Here is a 19,060-nt window from a genome sequence, read left to right as displayed (position 1 = left end):
ATCAGATCCCGTCTGTACGGCGGACCGCAGGGGCGGGGTCCTCATCTTCTTCGTACTAAAACAGAATCGCCGAACACTACTTAAGGCCTACGAACCCCTTCCCTCAAAGGTAGGTAATACCACACGACATACCAGATAGAGAGACAACTATAAATCTCATGAATTATCTAGACCTAGGATCCAGCGGACCTCTGTCAACCCAGACAATACCGCTTTTGGGATTACGCGCCTGATTCTGTTGGGCCCGAAGAAATCAAGCCGAGCTGTTGCATTACATCGATGTAGTCGAAGTTATCCACTGTTCGATTATCTTTTCATCCTCAAATCGGCATATTGTGATCCTCGAGCCCTCCCATGGCTTGCTAGTTGGTTCTTCTGGGAGAAGAGACGGGCCGTTTGTCCCGGCCATGGTGTACTGTAGAACGATCTTGTCGCCTTCGTCGATGACATTCATAAGCGTGAATTCGAAGTCCGAGTTTCCTGCTCGCACGGTCTCATATAGTCTGCTGGGAGTCAGTGCCAGTGGGACCGAAACTGTCCTGCGGGTGCGCCGGGACTCAGTGACAGGAACCCGTATTAATGGTTTCTTTCATATTGGCTAACTTTTAATCGCCCAGCGGACTGTGTAGGACGTACTCGGTCGAATAGACATCGTCGTATAGTCCGCGTTGCTCTTGCCCACGCTTCACGCTCGGCTCGAGACCATTTCCAGAGAAGTAGATGGTGATGTTCATCCAAACTGTCACTCTCTCGTTTCAGCTCCGTTTGATTTCCCGGCCTACCACGACGCCATCTAGTGATTCAAGAGCGGCGAATCGGCTAACTAAACTACCAGCGAGCGCCGTGCTCGCCGCTGCAGTTTCGGCCCCTTCTGATTGGATATTCGTCGTTTCCGTATACAAAAGATATTTTCCCATCGAAGCAAAACGTACTGCTATGAGTACGCAGGCGACGGAAGATCGCATTCTCGAGGTGCTCGAGGAGGACGCACAGGCGTCCTACGCTGAGATCGCCGAGCGGGCGAACGTCTCGAAACCCACGGTTCGAAAGTACATTAATCAGCTCGAAGACGACGGCGTTATCGTCGGCTACTCGGCCGACGTGGACCCAAAGAAGCTCTCGAGCCAGACGATCGCGCTGGTCGGGCTCGATGTCGCGAGCGAACGCTACGTCGAGGCCACGCAGGCGATCAAGAACCTCGAGGAGGTCGAGGCGCTGTATAGTTCAAGCGGCGACCACATGCTGATGGCCGAGGTGCGTGCCGAAGACGGCGACGCACTCGGCGAGATAATCTCCGAGGAGCTGCTCGAAATCGACGGCGTCACCGCAGCTCACCCGTCGTTCCTGCAGGAGCGACTGAAGTAAGACAGCGGAACAGACACCGCTTGGCGTGTTCCGTCGCCGCCGATTTCGGGACTGATGTTTTCAGGTTGGGAACCGTAGACGCATCCATGCCAACGTACGAACGCGAGACGACGGTCCGGTCGTCGTTCGACGACGTCTGGGCGTTTCACTCTCGGATCACCGGCCTCGAGGGGGTGACTCCCGACTGGCTGGGCTTGCGCGTCGAGCGCGTGCTCGGACCGGATGGTCAGTCGGAACCGGACGTACTCGAGCCCGGCTCGGAGGTCGCGTTGTCGATCCAGCCGTTTGGCGTCGGGCCACGCCAGCACTGGACCTCGGTGATTACGGATCGCGAGTGTGAGGACGGCTCGGCGTACTTTCGCGACGAAATGGTTCACGGGCCATTCGACCGGTGGGAGCACACGCACAGCTTTTTCGCCGATGGCGATCGAACTGTCATCCGGGATCGCGTCGAGTATGACCTTCCGTTCGGTCCACTTGGCGACGTCGCTGAACTGTTCTCGAAGCCCGGGTTCGAGGCCATGTTTCGCGCACGCCACCGGATGGCGAAAGCGCAACTCGAGAACGGAGACGGCCGTACGGCCGATTCGACACCTGAACCACGTCGGTTTTGATCGCCGGGTAGCTAAAGGCGTGTATGTGCGAACACGACGGACTCGGGCGGCGTCGGCTGCTGGGCGCGCTGGGAGTCAGCGCGACAGCGGGCATTGCCGGCTGTCTCGGTGGAAACGACTCCGAAGACGGTGGCGACGAACAGGCACAGGTGTACGAACCCTCGATCGAGGGTGTCGAGGAAGGGCCAGTTGAGTTTACTGACTCTCAACGGTGTGATGTCTGTGGCATGCCGGTGACGAAGTACTTTGGCAACAGCCAACTCGTCCACGAGAATGGACAGGCGGCCGTCTTCGATCTGCCGGGCTGTCTGTTCGCCTACAAAGTGTCGTCAACGCCCGACTCGCCGATTCAGGGCGCGTGGACGATCGACTACGAGACTGGAGACCTCGTCGACGCGACGACGGCCAACTTCGTTCTCATCACCGACAAGGAAGCCGCCGACGATCCGATGGGGATCGATCCGCGCCCCTACGCCAACCGCGAGGATGCCGTCGCGTTCCTCGAGAGCTGGGAGGCCGAGGATCTGTCCCCCGAAGAGGACATCATTGTCGGGCTCGATGAGGTCGACATGGAAATCGCGAAGATCTATCGTAAGAGCCGACTGCCCGACGAATAACGCGTTGTCCCATCGACAGCAGAGCGTTCAAATCGGGACGGGGTCTCGAGTACGAGCAGCGTGATCGGCGACCCCGAGGTACTGCCAGTGATTGCACTCGCCGTCGCGATACCAACATTCGAGCCAGCGCACAGTCCTGAGGCGGCACGAAGGGGTCGGCTCCGGGATGACGTCCGTCAAGTCGTGGCAGTTTCACTATCTATCAAACCAACTTTTATTGGCACGGAGAATGCCATGTGAAATGCCACCAATGTCCGAACAAGAGCTCACGGACTTCCTGATACTCCGGTCACTCGATGAACCGATCACGGAGGACGAACTCGAGGATGCGGCTGCGCAATCCGGAGACGTCCTGCAAGAACTTCGAGCGGAGGGGAACGAGATCTGCTGGATCGAATCCGAGATCATGATGAACGAAGACGGGGAGATCACGGGAACGTTCTGCCAGTACCGAGCCGAGGAAAAAGACATAATTCACGAACATGCCGATCGAGCCGGTCTTCCCGCGACGCGAGTCGATCGTCGCGGCGAGCCCCTCGAGGGCGAGTAAGCCACGCATCGAAACTCGTCCGAACTGTGTCTGGATCGGATCGGGCAACCGCAAGACCCGAATCCAGAGCGGGTGCACATTGCTCGAGGCTGCCTCGTGACAGTCTCGTGTGCGATACTGTCAGCGAGAGCGACCCGATCACTTAGTAGCGCGTCTATCATGATGTCTGGTATCGTATGTCTCATAGCGACACGATTCCCGTAACTATCGTTAGCGGCTATCTCGGAGCGGGGAAAACGACGCTTATCAACCACGTGCTGTCGAATCCGGGCGACCGACGGGTCGCGGTGATCGTCAACGATATGGGTGAGATCAACGTCGATGCGGAACTGCTCGCTCGAGAGTCCGACGACGAGGGCATCGTCGACCTCTCGAACGGCTGTATCTGCTGTCGGCTACGGGGAGATTTCCTCGAGGAAGCGACGCGACTGGCACGGCGTCGCGACTTCGATTACCTACTGGTCGAGGCGTCAGGGATCAGCGAACCGATTCCGATCGCGCAGGTGTTCACTGATGGAACGGACGCAAGCGACGTGGACCCGACGAGCCTGTTCCGGGTGGACACGATGGTGACCGTCCTCGATACGTACGGGTTCTGGAAGGAGTTTGACGCTGGGGAGCAACTCCCGGAGACCGTCCAGCCCGATGAAGACCGACCGTTGAGCGAGGTTCTCGTTGAGGGAATCGAGTTCTGCGACGTGTTGTTGCTCAACAAGTCCGATATGGTCCCCGAGGGAGCACTCGCGGAGATCGAGGCCGTCGTCGACACTCTCCAGCCGCGGGCGAAACGGCTCCGGACGACCTACTGTGAGGTGGATCCGGATATCGTCCTCGATACCGGGGCGTTCGACTTCGCGACGGCAAAGCGCTCGCCAGGGTGGAAACGCCACCTGCGTGGTGAGACACACGATCACGGCGAGGATGGACATCGAGATGGAGACGAACACGGCCACGACCACACTCACGACGACGAACAAAGCGTGGCCGACCGACACGGCGTCTCGTCGTTTGTCTTCCGCTCCGACCGGCCGTTCCACCCGGAACGGCTTGCAGCCTGGCTCGAGGACTGGGACGGGTCGATCGTCCGGGCTAAAGGCGTCTGTTATGTCGCCGCCCACGACGACGTGATCGGTGTCAGTCAGGCCGGTCCGTCCGTTCAAGCCGGCCCGATCGGCGAGTGGCGGCCCGAGGACGACCGTCGCACGCGACTGGTGATCATCGGTCGCTCGATGAACGAAGGGGAGATTCGCAAGGACCTCGAGGCGTGTGTGATCGATAGCGACGAGCGCGAGCTGGCAGCGTCCGTCACCGATCCGTTCCCGCTCTCAGATGCCTCCTGAACCGCGCTCTACGCCGATCACCAGGTCGTCGTGCGATCGGGTGCATGGATGGCGGTGGCGCTCTCGTCACTCGTTGCTCTACAACTCGAGTTCGTCGCTGAGTTCTTCCCAAGACTCGTGGAAGCCGTGCGTTGACTGGTCGGTCACTCGGTTGGGGAGGGCGTCCTGATAGACGTCGTCGTACTCGAGCAGCTGCGTCCAGCCGTCGTGAAAGGAGTAGTTACAGTACTGGCACATGCAGCAGGCTATGTCAGTCTGGACCATACCTGTTTCTCCGGCCGAGACAGAAAGGCTATATCGTCACAGCAGAGCGCGATGAGTATGCACCAACGCGGCGGATACGTACAGAGCGCGACTGACACGGTCGAACGGGAATGCGACCACTGCGACTGGTATGCGGTTGCGGGATCGTACCCCAAGCTGATCAAGCGGTATCAGGATCACCTTCGCGACGACCATCCGAAAGCCTGGCTGCGAAGCTGATGCTGTCGGTTGGCAGTCCACAGACGCTCAAGCGCGTCTCAGGGCTCGTCGGCTGGACGGCACTCATTGACCAAGCTTCTGATCGACAGGGGACGAAAAACGGTGGTCGAGGGCGGAACGCTACGGCTCAAGCAAGACCTTGGTGACGCCTTCCTCGCGTTCGTCGAACTTCTCGTACATCTCGGGTGCTTGCTCTAAGTCGACGCGGTGGGAGACGACCCAGCTGGGGTCGGCCCGTCCTTCGATAATCATGTCTCGCAACTCCCGGTTGTACTCTTTGACGTTACACTGGCCAGTTCCGAGCTTCAGCCCCTTTTCGAAGAGCTTGCCGAAGTCGATGCCGAGCCGGCCCTGTGCTGCCATCTCGTCGGGTGCGCCGGGATCGGACGGCACGTACAGCCCCGGAATGCCGAGCTGGCCGGTCGGTCGGACGGTCTCGATGAGTTGGTTGAGGACGATCGCGGGATTCTCCCGTGCTGGATCGTAGGCGTCGTCGCCCGGATCCGTCTCGGGGTCGATCGCCTGATAGCCGACGGCGTCGACGCCCTTGTCGACTTCGTCACCGTGGGCATCGACGATCTGTTCGACCGGGTCGCCCTCCTCGAAGTTGATAGCGTGGGCGTCACAGTGGTCTTCGGCCATCTCGAGGCGACTCTCGACGCGGTCGACGACGTAGATCTCGGACGCGCCCTGTATTTTGGCACTGTAGGCGGCCATGAGGCCGACGGGGCCAGCCCCGTAGATCGCGATCGACTCGCCGGGCTCGAGGTTCGCGAGTCGGGTGCCGTGCCATCCCGTCGGGAAGATATCAGCCAGCAGCGCGAAGGAGTCCTCGTGTGCGTCGCCTTCCGGCAGTTTCAACGCGTTGAAGTCCGCGAACGGCACGCGGAGTTTCTCGGCCTGCCCGCCCTTGTACGGCCCCATCGCGACGTACCCATACGCACCGCCGGCGAAGCCGGGGTTGACGTTGGTACAGAAGCCGGTATAGCCGTTCTCACAGTTCCGACAGAAGCCACAGGCCACGTTAAAGGGCATCACGACGCGATCGCCCTCCTCGAGGGTCGTCACGGCATCGCCGACCTCGCTGACGATCCCCATGTTCTCGTGGCCGAAGACAATCCCCGGATCGGCTGCGGTTCGCCCCTCGTACATGTGCAGGTCCGAGCCACAAATCGCCGTGGTCGTGATATCGACGAGAACATCGTTCTCGTGCTCGATCTCTGGTTCGTCAACCTCTTCGATAGCTACATCGTGCGGGCCCTGGTATACGACAGCATCCATTGACATTAGGTATCGAACCTCACACAACGCACCACGAACCTCGTTGTAAAACTTGCCGTCGCCGTCGTACCCCATGCTCAGTGAAACTCGGTCGCGTTCGATCCGTGACTCGAGATGGAGCCGGAGATGCTGGTCCCGGCTGCCACTGGTGAGCTTCAGTCGTCGCCAGCCGCTCGATCGACGGGCTCGATATCGACGTCGATCTCCGCGGCAGCGGCCTTGTACTCGGGGATCTTCGCCCGCTCGTCGAGCACGTGATTCGTCAGCTTGTTCGCCGAGGCGGCGGCGAAGTGTGGCGTCGTCCAGACGACACCCTCCTTGGTGGCCTCGGTAACGTGGGCCTCGAGCGTGATCTCGCCGCGTCGCGAGCGCAACCGGACGTACTCGCCGTCCTCGATCCCATAGCGCTCGGCGTCTTCGGGGTGGACATCGACGAAGTTCTCCGGGGTCTGCCTGTTGAGTGTCGGCGAGCGCGTGCTCATCGTCCCGGTGTTGTAGTGTTCCTCGAGCCGTGCGGTCGTGAGGATCAGCGGGTACTCGTCGTCGGGCGTCTCCGCCGGCGGGGTGTGTTCGACACCCTCGATGTGACCCAGGCCGCTCTCGGTCTCGAACTCGTCCTCGTAGAGGAACGGATCGCCCTCGTCGCCGGGTTCGTAGCAGGGCCAGTGCAGTCCCTCCTCGCCCAGCAGATCGTAGGTCATCCCGTGGTAGCTCGGACAGACCTGCCGGAGTTCCTCGAAGATCTCCTCGGGGTCGTCGAAGTCGAACCCCTCGTCGAACAGGCGCATCCCAACTTCGGTCAGGATCTCGCGGTCATGTTTGGTGTTCTCGTGGACTTTCCCGACGCCGCGCATGCGTTGGACGCGCCGATCGGTGTTCGTGACGGTGCCACCGCGTTCGGCCCAGGTCGTCGCCGGAAGGATCACGTCGGCGAACTCCGCGGTCTCGGTCATGAAGATATCTTGCACGACCATGAACTCGAGATCCCCCAACCGGTCGGCGACGCTGTTGGCGTCGGGTTCGCTCATCACGGGGTTTTCGCCCATGACATACAGGCCCTTGACCGAGTCGCCAGCCTCGTAAGAAATCTCGACGTTCGTCAGTCCCGGCTCGTCGGGGATCTCGAAGCCCCAGACGTCCTCGACCGACTCGCGGGCCTCGTCGTCGTCGACCAGCTGGTAGCCCGGCAGGACGTTCGGCATCGCGCCGACGTCACAGGTCCCCTGCACGTTGTTCTGGCCGCGCAGCGGGTTGACACCTGTCCCAGCCCGTCCGAGGTTGCCGGTGATCAGCGCCAGATTGATTTCGTTTTGGACGTTGTCGACGCCGCAGGCGTGCTGGCTCATCCCCATCCCGGTGAAGATGGCCGCGTTGTCGGCGGTCGCGTACTTTTCGGCGGCCAGTTCGATGGCCTCGAGCGGAACGCCGCACTCCTCGGCTGCTGCCTCCTTGTCGAAGTCTGCGAGCGTCGCTTTGAGGTGGTCGAACCCCTCGGTGCGTTCTGCGATGAATTCCTCGTCGATCCAGCCGTCGTCGGGGTGGTCCGCGTGGTGCTCGAGGATCGTCTTGAGGACGATATTCAAAAGCGGGATGTCGGTCCCAGGGTTCAACTGCAGGTGTTGGTGGCGGTCCGTGTCGTCGATCTGGAACGACCGCGTCGTCTTGTTCGCGTGCGGGTCAACCTGAATGACGGTCGCACCCTCGAGCACTGCCTGCCGGAAGTACTGGCTGTTCGCGATGGGGTGTTGTTCGCCGGGATTCGCGCCTTGAATCCAGAACAGATCACACTCCTCGCGGAGGTCGCGCATGCTGTTGGTCATCGCGCCCGCGCCCAGGCTGGTCCGCAGCGCCCAGACGGTCGAGGCATGACACATCCGCGTGCAGTTGTCGACGTTGTTGGTGCCGTAGCGACGGGCCAGTTTCTGGAGCAGGTAGTTCTCCTCGTTCATTACCTTCGAGGAGGCGAAAAAGCCCATCGCGTCCGGACCGTAGTCCTCGCGGATCCGCTCGAGTTCGTCGACGATGTACTCGTATGCTTCCTCCCACGTAGCTTCGCGGAACTCGCCGTTGTCGTCTCTGAGCAGCGGGTCAGTCAGGCGGTCCTCGTGGTCGACGACCTCCGTCGCTGCCCCGCCTTTGATACAGATCCGGCCCTCGTTGACCGGAGCGTCACCCCACGGCATGAACTGGACGTCACCGGGCTCGTCGCCCGGCTGTACTTGGATTCCACACCCGACACCGCAGTACGGACAGATCGTCTTGACTGGCTCTTGGTCACTGGACATTGTGGGTCCCTCCAGGTGGCTGCACCCGTTGTGTAACAGCCATCATCCGCGCGTGTATGAGGTTTTCTACCATGGCACTGGTACGTCTCGAGAGGCGACGGCTCACGCGAGCACTACCGAGATCGGGGAAACGCTGACGGCACCGCATGTGGGACCAGCACACGATGGCGCTTACGAAGTCGGTCGTGGAATCTCAGGCGCGCGACTACCGACGGCACGAGCCCCTGTATGCCGTCGAGGCGGAGAACAGAGAGACGCTCCCGGCTGCGTTCGCATCGGGTGAATACGGCCGCCGAGACGCGGCCTGGGTCGTCAGATGGTATTACCGGCGCTTTCTCGGCGCGTATCCCGACGACAAGCGACGGGACGCCGAGGAGCGCTTCTGGGATAACGACTTCGAGGCCGTTCGCGACGCCATCGGTGACGCCGTCGACGCCGACGATGCTGCCACGATGATCGACGCGCTGACCGCCCTCGAGGCCGTCGACGTCCCCGTCGCCTCGGCGTTTTGCATGTTCATCGATCCCGACGCGTACGTCGTGGTCGGCCCCCGCGTGTGGGCGGCGCTCCGAGAGGCGAACGAACTCTCCCGACCGTATCCGGATCCGCCGTCGGGTTCGGAATACGAGACGTACCTCGAGCGCTGTCGCTCGCTGGCCGACCGCTTCGACTGTGACCTGTGGATGCTGTATCGCGCGCTCTGGCGGCAATCGGCGTGACGAGCGTGACCCAGTCGCGTGCGGGAAGTTTTTCCACGTTCTCGACGAACGATCGGCCATGCCCCCCGAGACCGGCCGAACCGATCGCACGGGCGTCGTCCTCGCGGGCGGTCACTCGACGCGCTTTGGCGACCAGGACAAGGCCGTCGCCGACCTCGCCGGCACGCCAATGATCCGGCGTGTCGTCGACCGACTCGCACCGATCGTCGACGAACTGGTCATCAACTGCCGGGACGAGCAGGTGTCGGCGATCGACACGGCACTCGAGGGCGGTCCCGACGTCACGTTTGCGGTCGATCCGGTCCCCGACCGCGGCCCGATGGCGGGAATCATGACCGGCTTGCGTGCGGCCACGGGGGAGTACGCCGCCGTCGTCGCCTGCGATATGCCCTTCGTCGATCCCGACCTCATTTCACACCTCTTCGACCGCGCGGCCGATCACGACGCTGCGGTCCCGCGACTCGACGACCAGTGGTTCCAGACCACCCAGGCCGTCTACCGGGCCGCGCCAATGGCCGCCGCCTGCGAACGCGCACTCGAGCGCGACGAGCGAAAGATCATCGAACCGCTGTTCGACCTCGAGTACGTCGTCGTCGACGAAGCCGAGATTCACGATCAGGCACCGCTTTCGACCTTCGAGAACGTCAACACCCGCGAGGAGTTCGAGGCGGCCACTCGGCGACTCGAAGACTGATTTCGTGCGTCTTAGCGCTCGAGCACTTGGATCACCGGGTCGTCGTCGATCAGTCGTGCCAGCACCACGCGGGAGACGGCTGGGGCTCGCTCGAAGAGGGTCGTCGCGATTTCCTCGGCGTCCCGGCGGTGAGTCGCGTCGTCGACCTTGTTGAGCAGTGGAACGACGGTTGCGCCGTCCTGGACCCCTTTCAGTCCGCCGCGGTCGCTCGCGAGCACGTCGGCGATGTCCACGGGTCGGATCGTCTCACCGAGTTCGCGTCCCGTAATCGCGGCCACTCGTTCCGGTCGGTGGACGTGTTCAGCAGCGAGTGGCTTTCCGACTGCGTGGACGCTCGCGATCGGGACTACCGTCGTGGTGCATTGGGGAAGTTGTGGTTCGTGCTCGCCCGGCGCTTTGAACTCGCGTGTCCGTGCTCCGTCGGCTTTGACAAGCACGACATCGGGGACGTCGACCGCGGCAAGGTCGTCGACTACCTCGGGATCGTACCCCACGTACCGATCCTCGCTCTCGCGTTCGGGCACGACGCCGACCGGCCACGCGTCCGCACGCTCGAGTGCTGCCACCGGCTCGTCGGTGACGATGACGTCCTCGACGTGGCGGTCGAAAATCGGGATCCGAACTGTCGCGGTCACGACCGCTCGGCGGTCCGACTCGCTGGCCCGTGCAGCCAGCGTATAGAGGGTCGTCTTTTTGCCACCGGCACCGACGACGGCGACGACGCCGGATTCGGCCCGAAGCGCCTCGCAGATATCCATAGCGGTGCTACCACAAACACTGTCTAATTATTTGGGTCCACATCCGGTCGCGGCGACCGGCGACACGGACACGTCTCGGGACTACGAATATACCGACTGGGACGAAGTCGAAACGGTCGCTGCGGACTTCGCTGCGTTCGTCGAGGGCCGACTCGGTGTGGGGCCACCTGAATCGACGGACGCGAACTGATGTCTGAGACGGGACGGGGCTGAGCCGGAGAATACTATCGTTTCGTTAGCTGGTTCGGATCCGAACCACTAAGACCGACCGCCCACTACGGATGGACAGGTCGTATCGATGTCATCCCCAGAGACGACGCCACACGAGCAAACCGCCGACGCCTGTCCCGTCATCGCCTCTCTCGAGCAAATCGGTTCCAAGTGGCGGCTTGCCGTCTTGCACGAACTGCTGGACGGCGAACAGCGGTTTAACGAACTGAAGCGGTCGACCGGCGCGAACGCACGGACCCTCTCGCGTGTCCTCGACGACCTCGGCGAGATGGGCTTCGTCGAACGCCGACTCGAGGAAGACGCGCCGATCGCGACGTATTACAGTCTCACCGACAAGGGCGAATCGCTCGAGCCCGTCTTCGGCGAAATCGAGTGCTGGGCCGGCTCCTGGCTCGACGAGGACGACCTCGAAGCATAATGGCAGTTCCGCTCGTGACGCGTCGACTAAATATGTCGGTTGTCTGACTGGCCCCGTCATACGGACTCCTCTCAGTCAGTGCCGGCGCACCCGCGACACGTCATGGGGTGTGCCGGGACACAGTGGTAGCAGACCGTCTCATACGGTCTGCTGTACCGATTTACCGGTGCAACCGCAGTGCGGGTTGCGGTCCCACCGGCACTGACTGACAGGAGTCCGTCTCAGTCGTCGGTCTCGAGTTCGACGAGTTCGAGCGACCGGTCGAGATGGCAGATCTCGTGCGGTGGCTCGCCGATGATCTCTCGAATGCGGTATTCCTTATCAAAGGAGACGCCGTCAGGCTCGCAGTACTCGTGACTCGGACACGCGACGTACGGACAGGGGCCGGGGAGACTCGTCTTACTGCCGGCGAACGCGCCCTTCGATGTGATGTTCGCACGCGTGGGCGCGGGTTCGACCTCGACGGCACGGACGCCATCGTCGTGCATCGCACATTCGAGCGTCTGGGCGTTCTCGCGGATCTCGGTGACGCGGTATTTCCTGCCCGGCTCGAGATTGAGACATTGACTGCGGTAGGGACAGCCGGCGCAGGCGTCGGCTTCGCCCTCGTAGACGAACTCGGTTCCCGGTTCAGCCAGCCGAGAGCCGATGAGCGTAACGGTCGACATAGGAATCGGTAGTCGCCACTGGCGGTTAAGGGTCACGTCCCGGCGGGCTGGCCGACACCCCGGTACGGAACACGCGGACGCGAGTCGCGTGCGGCTCAGTCGTCGCGATCGCCGCTGGTCATACTGTCGGACAGCAGTCAATACGAAGTCGGTCGCGGATTCGCGGCCGTCTCCACCGGTGACGGCCGCAGCAGCGTGACCGATCTTTACGTCGTTCTGTCCGGCAGTATCAATTCATCGAGACGCTCGAAGTATGCCTCCCGTGGTACTTGATACAGCTCGCGGTAGTCGATCTCGCCGGCGTCGAACTGCCGAGCGAGTTCGACGGTCCGCTCGATGGCCGCCTCGCGGGTCGGGACGCGGATGGTCTCGTCGAGCGAGACGTCCGGCTCGAGATAGAGGGTGACGAACCAGTCTTCGGAATCGGCGGTGTCGGCGGGGTTAACGCCCGGACGCCGGGTTCGCTTGCCGTGGGTGAGATACAGCGTCGGCAGACACGGTGCGGGAAAGTCCGCGGCGTTGAAGACGTCGGGCCGATACGCGAGGACGAGCCGGCCGTCGGCCCCCTCACTCCAGACTTCCCAGCCGTCCGGCACGCTCGAGCGATCGATGCCACCGTTTCCGTCCGAATCCGACATGCCAGTTGGTAGGCGTGCCGACCGTATATACTGCCGGACACCGGTCCGTCCCCTCCCGATCGCAGGCGTCCCAGCTGATGTGTAAGGCAGCGATCACCCGTTACCGTCACTAGTGGGAGACCGACCGCTGGCTCGTCATGATGAAGCCGACTCGAGCGTCTCGCAGACCGGTGGGCTGGCGCGCGCGAGCCAACACGGCCATTGCAGGCCCACAACTTATGGGGTAGATCCCCGAATGTGGGGTGTGATACCTACCATTAGCATAGGCTTCTGGCAGTATTTTCCTGGAATTAAGTCCTGACAAATACCTTTTGGGGCTAAGGCTAAGTAGCTGGATTACTCACTCATTAAATACTATCGGTATCCGTTCGCCGGACCGATCCACTCCGCGCCCGTCCCCGGCGCACCGTTGCTTGATTCCCGTGAGGGTGTCACGCGACGGAAGGTGGTGATAGGTGACACATGACGCACCAAACAGCCGCCCACGACAGGGCCACGCTCCCCGGGACCCCGCTCGAGGAGCCAGCAGCAATTCCATCGACACGAGGCGAGCCGATCCCGTCACGCTTGGTACCACGACGGAGTTCGACAGTGCAGCCACGAGACGGCTCGGTAGGTCGACCGACGTCCGCTTTCACGTCCCGTGCGATCACGGACGACCGCAACCGGGGGAACCCGCACCCAATGATACTATGACCGGTGACATCGAGACACTCGAGCAGCTCAGTACGGATTACAAGGAATCGATGCCCGCAGACCTGCGGGAAACCAAATCCTTCGACTGGTACTTAGAAGCCGTCTACGAGGACCCGAAGATCGCCCGCAACGCTCACCAGCGCGTCGCGGACATGTTCGACTACTACGGCACCACCTACGACGAGACCGAAGGGATGGTCGAGTACCAGCTCGCAAGCGAGGATCCGCTGGGTGACGGCGAGAACACCTTCTACGGGAAGGTGATCCACCAGTCGATCCACGAGTTCGTCAATAAGGTCAAGTCGGGTGCCCGCCGGTTGGGCCCCGAACGCCGGATCAAGCTCTTGCTTGGCCCCGTCGGCTCCGGGAAGTCCCACTTCGACAAGCAGGTCCGTCGGTACTTCGAGGACTACACGCTCCGGGACGAGGGCCGAATGTACACCTTCCGGTGGACCAACCTCTGTGACGTCATTCAGGATCAGGACCCGGCCGACGACGTCGTCCGCTCGCCGATGAACCAGGACCCGCTCGTCTTGCTGCCACTCGAGCAGCGCCAGCGGGTCATCGACGATTTAAACGAGAACTTAGACGCGCCCTACACCATCCAGAACGAGCAGGCGCTGGATCCGGAAAGCGAGTTCTACATGGACAAGCTGCTGGCGTACTACGACGACGATCTCCAGCAGGTCTTAGAGAACCACGTCGAGATCGTCCGCTTCGTCGCCGACGAGAACAAACGCCAGGGACTCGAGACCTTCGAGCCCAAGGACAAGAAAAACCAGGACGAGACCGAACTCACTGGCGACGTCAACTACTCGAAGATCGCCATCTACGGCGAATCGGACCCACGTGCGTTCGACTACTCGGGGGCGTTCTGTAACGCGAACCGTGGGATCTTCTCCGGTGAGGAACTGCTCAAACTGCAGCGGGAGTTCCTCTACGACTTCCTGCACGCGACCCAGGAGCAGACGATCAAGCCGAAGAACAACCCCCGGATCGACATCGACCAGGTGATCGTCGGGCGGACGAACATGCCCGAGTACAAGGACAAGAAGGGCGACGAGAAGATGGAGGCCTTCAACGACCGCACCAAGCGGATCGACTTCCCCTACGTCCTCTCCTACGAGGACGAGGCCAACATCTACAACAAGATGTTGAACAACGCCGACGTCCCCGACATCAACGTCGAGCCCCACACGCTCGAGATGGCGGGCTTGTTCGGCGTCCTCACGCGCATCGAAGAACCCGACACCGAGACCGTCGATCTGCTCTCGAAGGCCAAAGCCTACAACGGCGAGATCGACGAGGGCGACGACATCGACGTCAAGAAGCTCCGCGAAGAGGCCGAGAGCAAAGCCGAGATCGGCGAGGGCATGGTCGGCATCTCCCCGCGCTTTATCGGCGACGAGATCGCCGAGGCGATCATGGACTCGAAACACCGCCAGCGTGGCTTCCTCTCGCCACTGACGGTGTTCAACTTCTTCGAGGAGAACTTAGAGCACCACGGCTCCATTCCCGAAGACAACTTCGAGAAGTACTACCGCTACCTCGAGACGGTCCGCGAGGAGTACAAAGAGCGTGCCATCGAGGACGTCCGTCATGCCCTCGCGTACGACATCGACGAGATCCAGCGCCAGGGCGAGAAGTACATGGACCACGTGATGGCCTACATCGACGACGACACGATCGAGGACGAGCTCACGGGCCGTGAACAGGAACCCGACGAGACGTTCCTCCGGTCGGTCGAGGAGAAACTCGACATCCCCGAGGATCGCAAGGAAGACTTCCGCCAGGAGGTCTCGAACTGGGTCTCCCGCCGTGCCCGCGAGGGCGAGGCGTTCAACCCACAAGACAACGAACGCCTGCGCCGCGCCTTAGAGCGCAAGCTCTGGGAGGACAAGAAGCACAACATCAACTTCTCCGCGCTGGTCAGCGCCAACGAGTTCGACGACGACGAACGCTCGTCGTGGATCGACGCGCTGATCGGACAGGGCTACTCCGAGGAAGGAGCCAAGGAAGTACTCGAGTTCGCCGGCGCGGAGGTCGCCAAAGCCGAGATGGAAGACTAACATGCCACGAGGAACCGACTACGTCCGTGACGCCGACCGCGCCCTCGAGGAGACCTACGAAGAGCCGATGAGCCTCGCGGCGTACGTCGACCGGATCTTCGAGAACCCGTCGATCGCCTCTCACGCCTCGAAGTACCTGCTCGAGGCGATCGAGGCTGCCGGCACCCGGACCGTGGTCGAAGAAGGCGAGGAGAAAGAGCGGTATCGCTTCTTCGATGATCCGCACAACGACGGCGAGCACGCCATTCTGGGTAACACCGAGGTGTTAAACGGATTCGTCGACGACCTGCGGTCGATCGCCGCCGGTCGAGCGAAAGACGAGAAGATCATCTGGTTCGAGGGGCCGACCGCGACCGGTAAATCGGAGCTCAAGCGCTGTCTGGTTAACGGACTGCGCGAGTACTCGAAAACGCCCGACGGCCGCCGGTACACCGTCGAGTGGAACGTCACGACCGCCGACGCCGGCGAGCGCGGGCTGAGCTACGGCGGCGACGCCACCGCAGCCGACGAACAGAACTGGTACGAGAGCCCCGTGCAAGCCCATCCACTGTCTGTCTTCCCCGAAGACGTCCGTGCGGACGTGCTCGCCCAACTCAACGACGAACTCGACGATCACGTCCCGGTCCAGGTCGACGCACAGCTCGACCCGTTCTCCCGGGAGGCCTACGATTACCTCGAGGAACGGTACCGCCGAGAAGGCGAGGACGAGCTGTTCTCGGCGATTACCGACGAGGACCACCTCCGCGTGAAAAACTACGTCGTCGACGTCGGCCAGGGCGTCGGCGTGCTCCACAGCGAGGACGACGGCCGGCCCAAAGAACGGCTCGTCGGCTCGTGGATGCACGGCATGCTTCAGGAACTGGACTCGCGCGGGCGCAAGAACCCGCAGGCGTTCAGTTACGACGGCGTCCTTTCGCAGGGCAACGGCGTCCTCACGATCGTCGAGGACGCCGCCCAGCACGCCGACCTGCTCCAGAAGCTGCTGAACGTTCCCGACGAGCAGTCCGTAAAACTGGACAAGGGGATCGGGATGGATGTCGACAGCCAGCTGCTGATCATCTCGAACCCCGATCTCGAGGCCCAGCTCAACCAACACGCCGACCGCAACGGGATGGACCCGCTGAAGGCGCTGAAACGGCGGCTGGATAAACACCGTTTCGGGTACCTGACGAACCTCTCGCTCGAGACGGAGCTGATCCGTCGCGAGCTAACGGGCGAGACGGCAGTCTGGGAGGCAGACAGCTACGACGAACTCGCCGACCGGATCCGCGAGCCGGTGCGGGTAACGGTCAAGGACCGCGACGGCGAGACGCGCGTCCAGGAGTTCGCCCCACATGCGATCGAGGCGGCCGCGCTGTATGCGGTCGTCACGCGCTTAGACGAGGAAACCCTCCCGAACGGGCTCGATCTCGTCGACAAGGCGCTGATCTACGATCAGGGCTACCTCCAAGAGGGTGACAGCCGCCGCGAAAAAGCGGAGTTCGACTTCGACGACGACGGGACGGACGGCGACCACGGGGTTCCCGTGACGTACACGCGGGACACGCTCGCGGAGTTGCTCCAGACCGACCGCGACCGCCACCACGCCGACCTGCCGGTCGAGGACGTGGTCATGCCCCGCGATGTGTTAAACGCCATGGTCGAGGGGCTGGCCGACGCACCGGTGTTCTCGTCGGGCGAGCGCTCGGAGTTCGAAAACCGCGTCGTCCCCGTGAAAAACTACGTCTACGACCAACAGGAGTCCGACGTCATCGAGGCCATCATGCATGACAAACGCGTCGACGAGGAGACCGTCGCCGAGTACGTCGAACACGTCTACGCCTGGGAGACCGACGAGCCGCTGTACAACGACCGCGGGGAGCGCGTCGAACCCGATCCGCTGAAGATGAAGCTGTTCGAGGTCGAACATCTGGGACGGTTCTCCGAGGCCGAATACGAGGGCAACCTTCCCCGCGAGAGCGTCCGGAACTTCCGACGTGAGAAAGTAATCACGTCGCTGAACCGCCACGCCTGGGAGCACCGCGACGCTGATTTCGCGGTCGAAGACGTCGATCTGACGGCGATCCCGGTGATCAAGACCGTCCTCGAGAGCCACGACTGGGACGACGTCGAGCGCACCTTCGAGGACTTCGATCCACGACAGTGGGACGACCCACCGAGTGGCACCGAGACGGCGGCGGTCAAAGACGACACGATCGACACATTGGTCACCCTCTTTGGCTACTCGGAGGCGTCGGCCGAACTGACAAGCAGACACGTTATGGGACAGGTGAGCTACCGATGGGACTGAGAGACGACCTCGAGCGATTCCGTGAAGTCGGCGAACAGCGCCGCGAGGATCTGTCCGACTTCATTCAGTACGGCGAACTCGGCCGGAGCGGCCCGGGCGAGATCAACATTCCGGTAAAGATCGTCTCGCTGCCGGAGTTCGAGTACGACCAGCGCGACAAGGGCGGCGTCGGACAGGGCGAGGACGGTACGCCGGATACCGGCCAGCCGGTTGGCCAGCCACAACCCCAGCCCGGCGACGACGACGGCGAAGATGGCGAACCCGGCGAGGAAGGCGGCGAGCACGAATACTACGAGATGGACCCCGAGGAGTTCGCCGAGGAACTCGACGAGGAACTCGGGCTCGACCTCGATCCGAAGGGCAAGACGGTCGTCGAGGAAAAAGAGGGGCCGTTTACGGACCTCACCCGGACCGGTCCGAATAGCACGCTCGACTTCGAGCGGATGTTCAAGGAGGGACTCAAGCGCAAGCTCGCGATGGACTTCGACGAGGAGTTCCTGCGCGAACTCTGTAAGGTCGAGGACATCTCCCCGCGTGAGGTCTTCGAGTGGGCCCGCGGCGAGAACCTGCCGGTGTCGATGGCCTGGATCGAAGAGGCCTACACGGACATCCCCGACGCGGAACGCGGCAAATGGGCCTCGATCAAGGAGGTCGAAGACCACGTCGAACGCGAGGACGTCCAGCAGAAGATTCGCCGCGAGGGCATCGACCACGTCCCGTTCCGCCGCGAGGACGAACGCTACCGCCACCCCGAAATCATCGAGGAGAAAGAGAAGAACGTCGTCGTCGTCAACATCCGCGACGTCTCGGGCTCGATGCGCGAGAAGAAACGCGAACTCGTCGAGCGGACGTTCACGCCACTGGACTGGTACCTCCAGGGCAAGTACGACAACGCCGAGTTTGTCTATATCGCCCACGACGCCGACGCCTGGGAAGTCGAGCGCGACGAGTTCTTTGGCATCCGCAGCGGCGGCGGCACCAAGATCTCGAGCGCCTACGAACTCGCGAACGAACTACTCGAGGAGTACCCCTGGAGCGACTGGAACCGGTATGTCTTCGCTGCGGGTGACTCCGAGAACTCCTCAAATGACACTAGCGAGCGCGTGATCCCGCTGATGGAGGAGATTCCGGCCAACCTCCACGCCTACGTGGAGACCCAGCCAAGCGGCAACGCGATCAACGCCACCCACGCCGAGGAACTCGAGCGCCACTTCGGCACCGACGCCGACGACGTCGCGGTGGCCTACGTCAACAGCAAAGACGACGTCACCGACGCGATCTACGAAATCCTCTCGACGGAGGGTGAGACCGATGAGTAACGAAGCAACCGCCGTTCGCTTCGAA

19 protein-coding genes and 1 pseudogene are annotated in these 19,060 nt (G+C 62.1%); 13 read left to right on the top strand and 7 right to left on the bottom strand.

From position 1 onward, the window contains the following. Positions 1–271 precede the first annotated feature (271 nt). Positions 272–490 carry an ester cyclase gene (locus C476_RS19785; RefSeq protein ID WP_160162886.1) on the bottom strand — a complete coding sequence of 73 codons (219 nt, stop codon included), beginning with the start codon at positions 488–490 and terminating at the stop codon, positions 272–274. Between the two features lie 446 nt (positions 491–936). Between C476_RS19785 and lrpA1 the strand changes: the two genes are divergently transcribed. From lrpA1 to C476_RS04115, 5 genes are all read left to right on the top strand, one after another. Next, positions 937–1,365 carry an HTH-type transcriptional regulator LrpA1 gene (gene lrpA1 / locus C476_RS04135; protein ID WP_008010153.1) on the top strand — a complete coding sequence of 143 codons (429 nt, stop codon included), beginning with the start codon at positions 937–939 and terminating at the stop codon, positions 1,363–1,365. An 86-nt stretch (positions 1,366–1,451) separates the two neighbouring features. After that, positions 1,452–1,979 carry an SRPBCC family protein gene (locus C476_RS04130; RefSeq protein ID WP_008010152.1) on the top strand — a complete coding sequence of 176 codons (528 nt, stop codon included), beginning with the start codon at positions 1,452–1,454 and terminating at the stop codon, positions 1,977–1,979. 23 nt (positions 1,980–2,002) lie between these two features. Further along, positions 2,003–2,596, top strand: coding sequence for a nitrous oxide reductase accessory protein NosL (locus C476_RS04125; RefSeq protein ID WP_008010150.1), 594 nt, complete (start codon positions 2,003–2,005; stop codon positions 2,594–2,596). Positions 2,597–2,846: 250 nt separating this feature from the next. Next, the gene (locus tag C476_RS04120; RefSeq protein ID WP_008010149.1) at positions 2,847–3,146 is read left to right on the top strand and encodes a DUF4242 domain-containing protein; all 300 of its coding nucleotides are present in this window, start codon (positions 2,847–2,849) and stop codon (positions 3,144–3,146) included. Between the two features lie 176 nt (positions 3,147–3,322). Then, the gene (locus C476_RS04115) at positions 3,323–4,486 is read left to right on the top strand and encodes a CobW family GTP-binding protein (RefSeq protein ID WP_008010146.1); all 1,164 of its coding nucleotides are present in this window, start codon (positions 3,323–3,325) and stop codon (positions 4,484–4,486) included. 78 nt (positions 4,487–4,564) lie between these two features. On the opposite strand, the gene C476_RS18870 is transcribed toward C476_RS04115, so the two are convergent. After that, on the bottom strand, positions 4,565–4,723 hold the full coding sequence (locus tag C476_RS18870) for a hypothetical protein (RefSeq protein WP_008010144.1): 159 nt from the start codon (positions 4,721–4,723) through the stop codon (positions 4,565–4,567). Positions 4,724–4,807: 84 nt separating this feature from the next. Here C476_RS18870 and C476_RS18865 point away from each other — a divergent pair, with 84 nt between their 5' ends. Then, the gene (locus tag C476_RS18865; protein ID WP_008010142.1) at positions 4,808–4,969 is read left to right on the top strand and encodes a hypothetical protein; all 162 of its coding nucleotides are present in this window, start codon (positions 4,808–4,810) and stop codon (positions 4,967–4,969) included. Positions 4,970–5,089: 120 nt separating this feature from the next. Here C476_RS18865 and C476_RS04105 read toward each other — a convergent pair whose 3' ends face one another. Together C476_RS04105 and fdhF are read right to left on the bottom strand one after the other, a co-directional pair. Continuing rightward, positions 5,090–6,250 (bottom strand): glutathione-independent formaldehyde dehydrogenase, encoded by a 1,161-nt coding sequence (locus C476_RS04105; protein WP_008010140.1) that lies wholly within the window; start codon positions 6,248–6,250, stop codon positions 5,090–5,092. A 155-nt stretch (positions 6,251–6,405) separates the two neighbouring features. After that, a complete protein-coding gene (gene fdhF / locus C476_RS04100) occupies positions 6,406–8,535 on the bottom strand; it encodes a formate dehydrogenase subunit alpha (protein WP_008010138.1) in 2,130 nt (709 codons plus the stop codon). A 164-nt stretch (positions 8,536–8,699) separates the two neighbouring features. Between fdhF and C476_RS04095 the strand changes: the two genes are divergently transcribed. Then, positions 8,700–9,254 (top strand): hypothetical protein, encoded by a 555-nt coding sequence (locus C476_RS04095; protein ID WP_049911585.1) that lies wholly within the window; start codon positions 8,700–8,702, stop codon positions 9,252–9,254. Between the two features lie 58 nt (positions 9,255–9,312). After that, on the top strand, positions 9,313–9,948 hold the full coding sequence (locus C476_RS04090; protein ID WP_008010133.1) for a molybdenum cofactor guanylyltransferase: 636 nt from the start codon (positions 9,313–9,315) through the stop codon (positions 9,946–9,948). Positions 9,949–9,959: 11 nt separating this feature from the next. On the opposite strand, the gene yqeC is transcribed toward C476_RS04090, so the two are convergent. Then, the gene (gene yqeC / locus C476_RS04085; RefSeq protein WP_008010131.1) at positions 9,960–10,706 is read right to left on the bottom strand and encodes a selenium cofactor biosynthesis protein YqeC; all 747 of its coding nucleotides are present in this window, start codon (positions 10,704–10,706) and stop codon (positions 9,960–9,962) included. Between the two features lie 52 nt (positions 10,707–10,758). Between yqeC and C476_RS18275 the strand changes: the two are divergent. Both C476_RS18275 and C476_RS04080 read left to right on the top strand, forming a co-directional pair. Then, positions 10,759–10,896 (top strand): annotated as a pseudogene (locus C476_RS18275) (protoporphyrinogen oxidase); the annotation flags it as partial. Positions 10,897–11,004: 108 nt separating this feature from the next. After that, the gene (locus C476_RS04080) at positions 11,005–11,355 is read left to right on the top strand and encodes a winged helix-turn-helix transcriptional regulator (protein WP_008010127.1); all 351 of its coding nucleotides are present in this window, start codon (positions 11,005–11,007) and stop codon (positions 11,353–11,355) included. A gap of 221 nt (positions 11,356–11,576) precedes the next feature. On the opposite strand, the gene C476_RS04075 is transcribed toward C476_RS04080, so the two are convergent. Further along, a complete protein-coding gene (locus C476_RS04075) occupies positions 11,577–12,023 on the bottom strand; it encodes a UPF0179 family protein (RefSeq protein WP_008010125.1) in 447 nt (148 codons plus the stop codon). Positions 12,024–12,229: 206 nt separating this feature from the next. Beyond that, entirely contained in the window at positions 12,230–12,661 is a 432-nt protein-coding gene (locus tag C476_RS04070) for a DUF5820 family protein (RefSeq protein ID WP_008010124.1), read from the bottom strand. Between the two features lie 692 nt (positions 12,662–13,353). Here C476_RS04070 and C476_RS04065 point away from each other — a divergent pair. Genes C476_RS04065 through C476_RS04055 form a run of 3 tightly spaced genes read left to right on the top strand, consistent with a single transcriptional unit; the run spans position 13,354 to position 19,035 of the window. Further along, positions 13,354–15,426, top strand: a complete 2,073-nt coding sequence (locus C476_RS04065) for a PrkA family serine protein kinase (RefSeq protein ID WP_008010122.1) — start codon at positions 13,354–13,356, stop codon at positions 15,424–15,426. A gap of 1 nt (position 15,427) precedes the next feature. Further along, positions 15,428–17,716, top strand: coding sequence for a PrkA family serine protein kinase (locus tag C476_RS04060; protein WP_008010120.1), 2,289 nt, complete (start codon positions 15,428–15,430; stop codon positions 17,714–17,716). Continuing rightward, entirely contained in the window at positions 17,707–19,035 is a 1,329-nt protein-coding gene (locus C476_RS04055) for a YeaH/YhbH family protein (RefSeq protein WP_008010117.1), read from the top strand. The genes C476_RS04060 and C476_RS04055 overlap by 10 nt, the downstream gene beginning before the upstream one ends. Positions 19,036–19,060: the final 25 nt, after the last annotated feature.

The organism is Natrinema limicola JCM 13563, assembly GCF_000337475.1.
Lineage (GTDB): Archaea > Halobacteriota > Halobacteria > Halobacteriales > Natrialbaceae > Natrinema > Natrinema limicola.
The sequence above is the reverse complement of the archived record's forward strand: the minus strand, read 5'-3'. Positions and strand labels throughout refer to the sequence as shown.